The organism is Terriglobia bacterium (genome assembly GCA_020073205.1).
Lineage (GTDB): Bacteria > Acidobacteriota > Polarisedimenticolia > Polarisedimenticolales > JAIQFR01 > JAIQFR01.
Genome location: JAIQFR010000180.1, coordinates 1 through 4544, shown reverse-complemented (window position 1 = coordinate 4544; position 4544 = coordinate 1). Strand labels below are relative to the sequence as shown.

The 4544-nt window shown below is 61.3% G+C and carries 4 protein-coding genes; 2 read left to right on the top strand and 2 right to left on the bottom strand.

From position 1 onward, the window contains the following. Positions 1 to 546 precede the first annotated feature (546 nt). Positions 547 to 1083 carry a hypothetical protein gene (locus LAO51_19990; GenBank protein MBZ5641027.1) on the top strand — a complete coding sequence of 179 codons (537 nt, stop codon included), beginning with the start codon at positions 547 to 549 and terminating at the stop codon, positions 1081 to 1083. Positions 1084 to 1222: 139 nt separating this feature from the next. After that, positions 1223 to 2611: a tetratricopeptide repeat protein gene (locus LAO51_19985; GenBank protein ID MBZ5641026.1), complete on the top strand. Its 1389-nt coding sequence runs from the start codon at positions 1223 to 1225 to the stop codon at positions 2609 to 2611. A 353-nt stretch (positions 2612 to 2964) separates the two neighbouring features. On the opposite strand, the gene LAO51_19980 is transcribed toward LAO51_19985, so the two are convergent. Further along, on the bottom strand, positions 2965 to 3735 hold the full coding sequence (locus LAO51_19980) for a hypothetical protein (GenBank protein ID MBZ5641025.1): 771 nt from the start codon (positions 3733 to 3735) through the stop codon (positions 2965 to 2967). A gap of 110 nt (positions 3736 to 3845) precedes the next feature. After that, positions 3846 to 4544: potassium channel family protein (locus LAO51_19975; GenBank protein MBZ5641024.1), on the bottom strand; the 699-nt coding region annotated here is incomplete at its 5' end.

Sequence of the window (4544 nt, the reverse complement as noted above, 5' to 3'; positions counted from 1 at the left end):
GAGGTCACCGACTATCACGCCGGCGTGCTGAGACTTCCGTGGAACGCGGTGTTCGGCATCGCGAAGCGCGCCGGGCAGGATGTGGGGCCAGCACCGGCCACCACGTAGGTGTGACCCGCCGACCGCGCCGCCTGACCCGCCGCCGAGCTGGTCCCGCCGCGACTCCGCATTGCCCCCATCGCCCCAAAAGGGCGTATACAGTAGGCAGCAACCTGAAGGGGGCTGCCGATGCGTACTTTTTGGGTCCTCTGTGTGGTAGCCGCGGTGTGCGTGCTGCCGGTTTGGGCAAGCGAGCCCGGGCAGCCGCTGGATTGCAGCGATTGGGTGATTCTTGATCCATCGCTTCGATGCGAAGCGTATGAATGCGTGGCTAACGGCAACGACACTCGCGGATGCGACGTCGATGGGGCTCCGTGGATGCTAGACAACCAGAGTCGAAGCATCGTCTGGGAGCCGAACTCACTTCCTGCGGTCGAGTGTGGGTCCTACTTCTTCACCAATCGCCAATACTACGAACTCACGGCGTACACCGGTTCGGAGAAGAGGGTGCTTGCCTACCTGGCGGAGCGATGCTCCGCGGGTGACGGCGCGGATCGGATGGAAGCGTACGGCGGCGCTTTTGACAGGATATCCGGGCACTACCTCATTCGAGCGTACTCTTACGCGGCGGCGGCGCCCCCTCCGCCCTACGAGAGCGTGCGTCGCATAATGCACTTCGCTGGGTTCGCGACGCTCTTCGATGTCCTTCAAACCTACACTCCGGCACCCGCCACGATTGGCTTCCGCGTCCCCTACATGCCCGAGGGCATGCCCGCCGCTGACCACTTCGACACCTACTGGGGCGACCTCTCCACCGTCGGCACCTGGTCGCAGGCCTATGGGCTTCAGTGCCACTACCCCGCCGCTCCTCCCGCACGGGGCGACTACGTGACTGTCGCCGATACCCTCCCCACACCCCAGCCCGGCCACGGCTACTACTTCGTCACCTCCGCGACGTACCAGGGGCAGACGAGGTACGGGAAGAAGACGAGCGGTGGGAAACTGAGCGGGAGGGATCCGGCGGTGTTGCCGAACTGCCGGTAGGTGGAAAATAGCACGTCACGTATTGGCGCTGTCCGTGCGGAACGCTGCCCGACGCCTGGGCGGGACGGGTCCTCCACTTCCGGGCGGAGGATCTGAGCGTTGCCTCCAGGTCCGGATGATCCAGAAAGGAGCTTGAAGCGTGGATGCGACAAGCGAAACAGCCGCACAGTCGGGATCAACTCAAGAGGAACAGGCTCCGAGGATGAGCGACAAGACAATGAAGACGAAGACTCTTGCGTGGTGGGACTGGATTACGCGCTTCACGGCGATAGCCGCCTTCGGAATGAGTGCCTTCAATTTCTACCACGGGTGTACCAGCGCACGCACCACGAATAGAATCGAGGCGAACAGGCTCTTGGATCAAGCCCTGGACTTGCTGGGCGGCTCCGGAGATCAGCCCAGGCTCGGCACTTCTGGCATTGTGTTAGATCTGAATAGAGACCCGAGACAATTGGAACTTGTTCGAAGGAAGGTCGAAGAAGCCTTACTCCTCGCACCAGATCACGCTGAATGCTGGAGGATAAAGGGTATCTATCTATATAACCTGCACAAGTTCGACGAGGCCATTGTCAACTGCCGCAAGGCCATCGAGCTCGACCCCAACGACGCTGCTGCTTACCGCACGCTCGGGGCCTTTCTTTTCTCCCAGGGCAAGTTCGACGAAGCCATAGTGAACGAGCGGAAGGCCATCGAACTCGATCCAAAGGACGCTGCGGCCTATAACAATCTCGGGAATGTCCTCGTCATGCAAGACAAGAGAGACGAGGCTATAGCAAGTTACCGGAAGGCCATCGAGCTCGACCCGAAAAACGTCCACGCCTACATAAAACTCGGAGTTGCCCTCTCCTTGCAGGGTAAGCGTGACGCGGCCCTCGCGGGATACCGGAAGGCGATCGAGCTCGACCCAAAGAACGTCGACGCCTATAACATGCTCGCGCTCGAGCTCTCTGAGCGTGGCAACCGCGACGAGGCCATCGCGAACTACCGGAGGGCCATCGAACTCCGGCCAGAGGATCCCACCGCCCTCAGCGGTCTGGCGTCGGAGCTACTCGACCTCGGCAATGTCGAGGACGCTCTTACAAACTACCGGAAGGCTCTCGAGCTTGGCCGAAAGAGCGCGAGCGGCAGGAACCTCGAAAGCCTCCTCCTCAACCACAGCGGGTCTGACGAGTTCATCGCACGCGGGCGGCTCGCTACCGAACTCGCCCCAGACAACGCCAACGCCTATAACATGCTCGGCTTTCTCCTTTCCTTGAATGGCAAGTTTGACGAGGCCGTCACGAACTACCGGAAGTTCGTCGAACTTAACCCAAAGGATCCCATTGCCTACAACAGCCTCGGGCTCGCCCTTTACGAGCAGGGCAAACTCGACGAGGCCGCAGCGAACTACAGGAAGGCCATTGAGCTCGACCCGAAGAACGCCCTGCTTTACGTCCATCTTTGCTTGGCCCTCACCGACCAAGGCAAGATGGAGGAGGCCGCGGAAGCCCGTGAGAACGCGCGTAAACTAAGGGCCAAGAAGCAGTAAATCGAGTACACTGGGGGAACGAAGTCGCACCGCGTTCTTCTACAGCTAAGTCAGCAATCGCTGGGGTGGCGGGCCACGGGTAAGACGCATGTGAACCCCACATGCCCGGCTGACGCGCCGTGAAAGGTCTCCTGTCCTTTTGCCGTACCGCGGCGATTAGCACCAACGCGATGGCCGCTACCTACATCCACGCCTCCCGTCCCGCGAATGCTGCGAAGCCGCCCCCCCTGCCCGCGAAGCAGCGAGGCGCGGACGGTGCGACACGGCACACCCAGCTTTTCGGACTGGTGCCGCCGAGCGTGATCTCGGGCTACCGTCGGGTTGACCGGCGCGTCCATCACATCTTGTGTTGGTCACTCCTCCAACAGCGAGGTCTCGGCAGCAGTTCGCGCAACCGAGTGAAGAGCCACGACACGGGGAGGTAGACTCCGCCGATCGTCTTCGTCGTCGTGCCAGCAGATGAGAACGTCCACCTCGTCCGGTCGGTGGTTCAACTTGAAGTCTGACGACAGTTTCTTCCACTCTGCCATTAGATATCGCTCCGTCGTCCGATCAATCAGGATCGCATCCGGTTTTGAAACCTCATCGTAGTTGGCGCCGAGGCGGGATAATACCGCCTTGCTCGCGCCGCAACAGTATCGGAAGTCGGTGAAGTCCTGCAGGACTCCGAAAGCCAGGTACACGTCTGCCTCCGTCTCTGGCTCCCAGTTGTTGAGGTTCTCGGGACGAAAGGGCTCCAAGTGCACATGACGGAGGTTAAGTCGCTCGAAGACCGTGGCTTCGGGAGGCGTCGGCGCCGGAGTGGTGTCGCCCGGAAGTGGCAGCTCTCCCGGCTGCGGCGGCCGAGGCTCTAAGATCACGACCTTGGGATCGTTGCCGGGATTCTGGACCGTGAACTTGAGGCGCGAACCTGCGGTAAGGCGCAGTGTTTGGTAGACCGCGGCCATTCCGGTAAGCAAGCCGTACTGGTTCAGCGTCCCCTCTGCCGTGAAACCATCGAGCCCCTCGATTAGAACTGTCACCTTCCCTGGAGGAAGCAGCCCAGTCTGAAGGGCGGCCTTGCCGAGATAAATTGAACGAAGTGTGACGTAAGAACTCTTGATCGACGCCTCGAAGGTCTCCATCGCTCACTCCTCCAGGCCGGTCTGCATCTCCGTGCAACCCGCGGGCGGGACCGGCGAGGGCCGGGCCGACGCGATCCGCCACGGCGCCGACCGGCAGTTTCTGCGGGTCGTCAGGTGGCAGGTCTCTCGGTGTCATCCATTGTCCTCGGCACTGGCAGGAATCCAACGAACCGCGCCAAGATGACGAGCGTCATGAACACAGCGACGAGCAGGTGGGCGATAACGAGAGCTCTGGCCCCGTCGTTGGCGGGCGTGATTTCGCCGTAGCCCACGGTGGTCATGGTCACCATGCTGAAGTACAGAGCCCCGACCGGGGTGGACAGAACATCGGCCTTGCCGCCAAACAGATGGCGGTAGGTCGCGTACGCCGCAGCGAACCAAACGACGGCCTCGACGTAGTTGTGCAGGGCCAGAATCACGATGCGGCGGTAGCTTCGGACCGCGTAATTGGCTGTTGCCGGGGATTCTCTGTACGGATTGAACAAAACCACATTCGCCTGATAGACGACGACCTCGAGAACTCGGATGCCGCCGTAGGTCACGAGCCCGATGACGAGTGTGCAAAATCCGACCTGGCTTGCGACCAACAGGGCAACGAGGGACAGCGCGAGGTTCAGGAAGACCCAGACGTCGACCCAACCGTGGGTACGGAGGCGGGGAAACACGAACCAGATCCACTCAAGTGGCGATACCCACGCGGCCGCGCTTAAGACCCGGCGCCAAACTTGAACTACAAAGGAATCCAACTTCCTAGTCCTCTTGCCCTCGGCGTCGCGCGTCAGCAACGCGGCGTGGCGCCCCCTACGTCC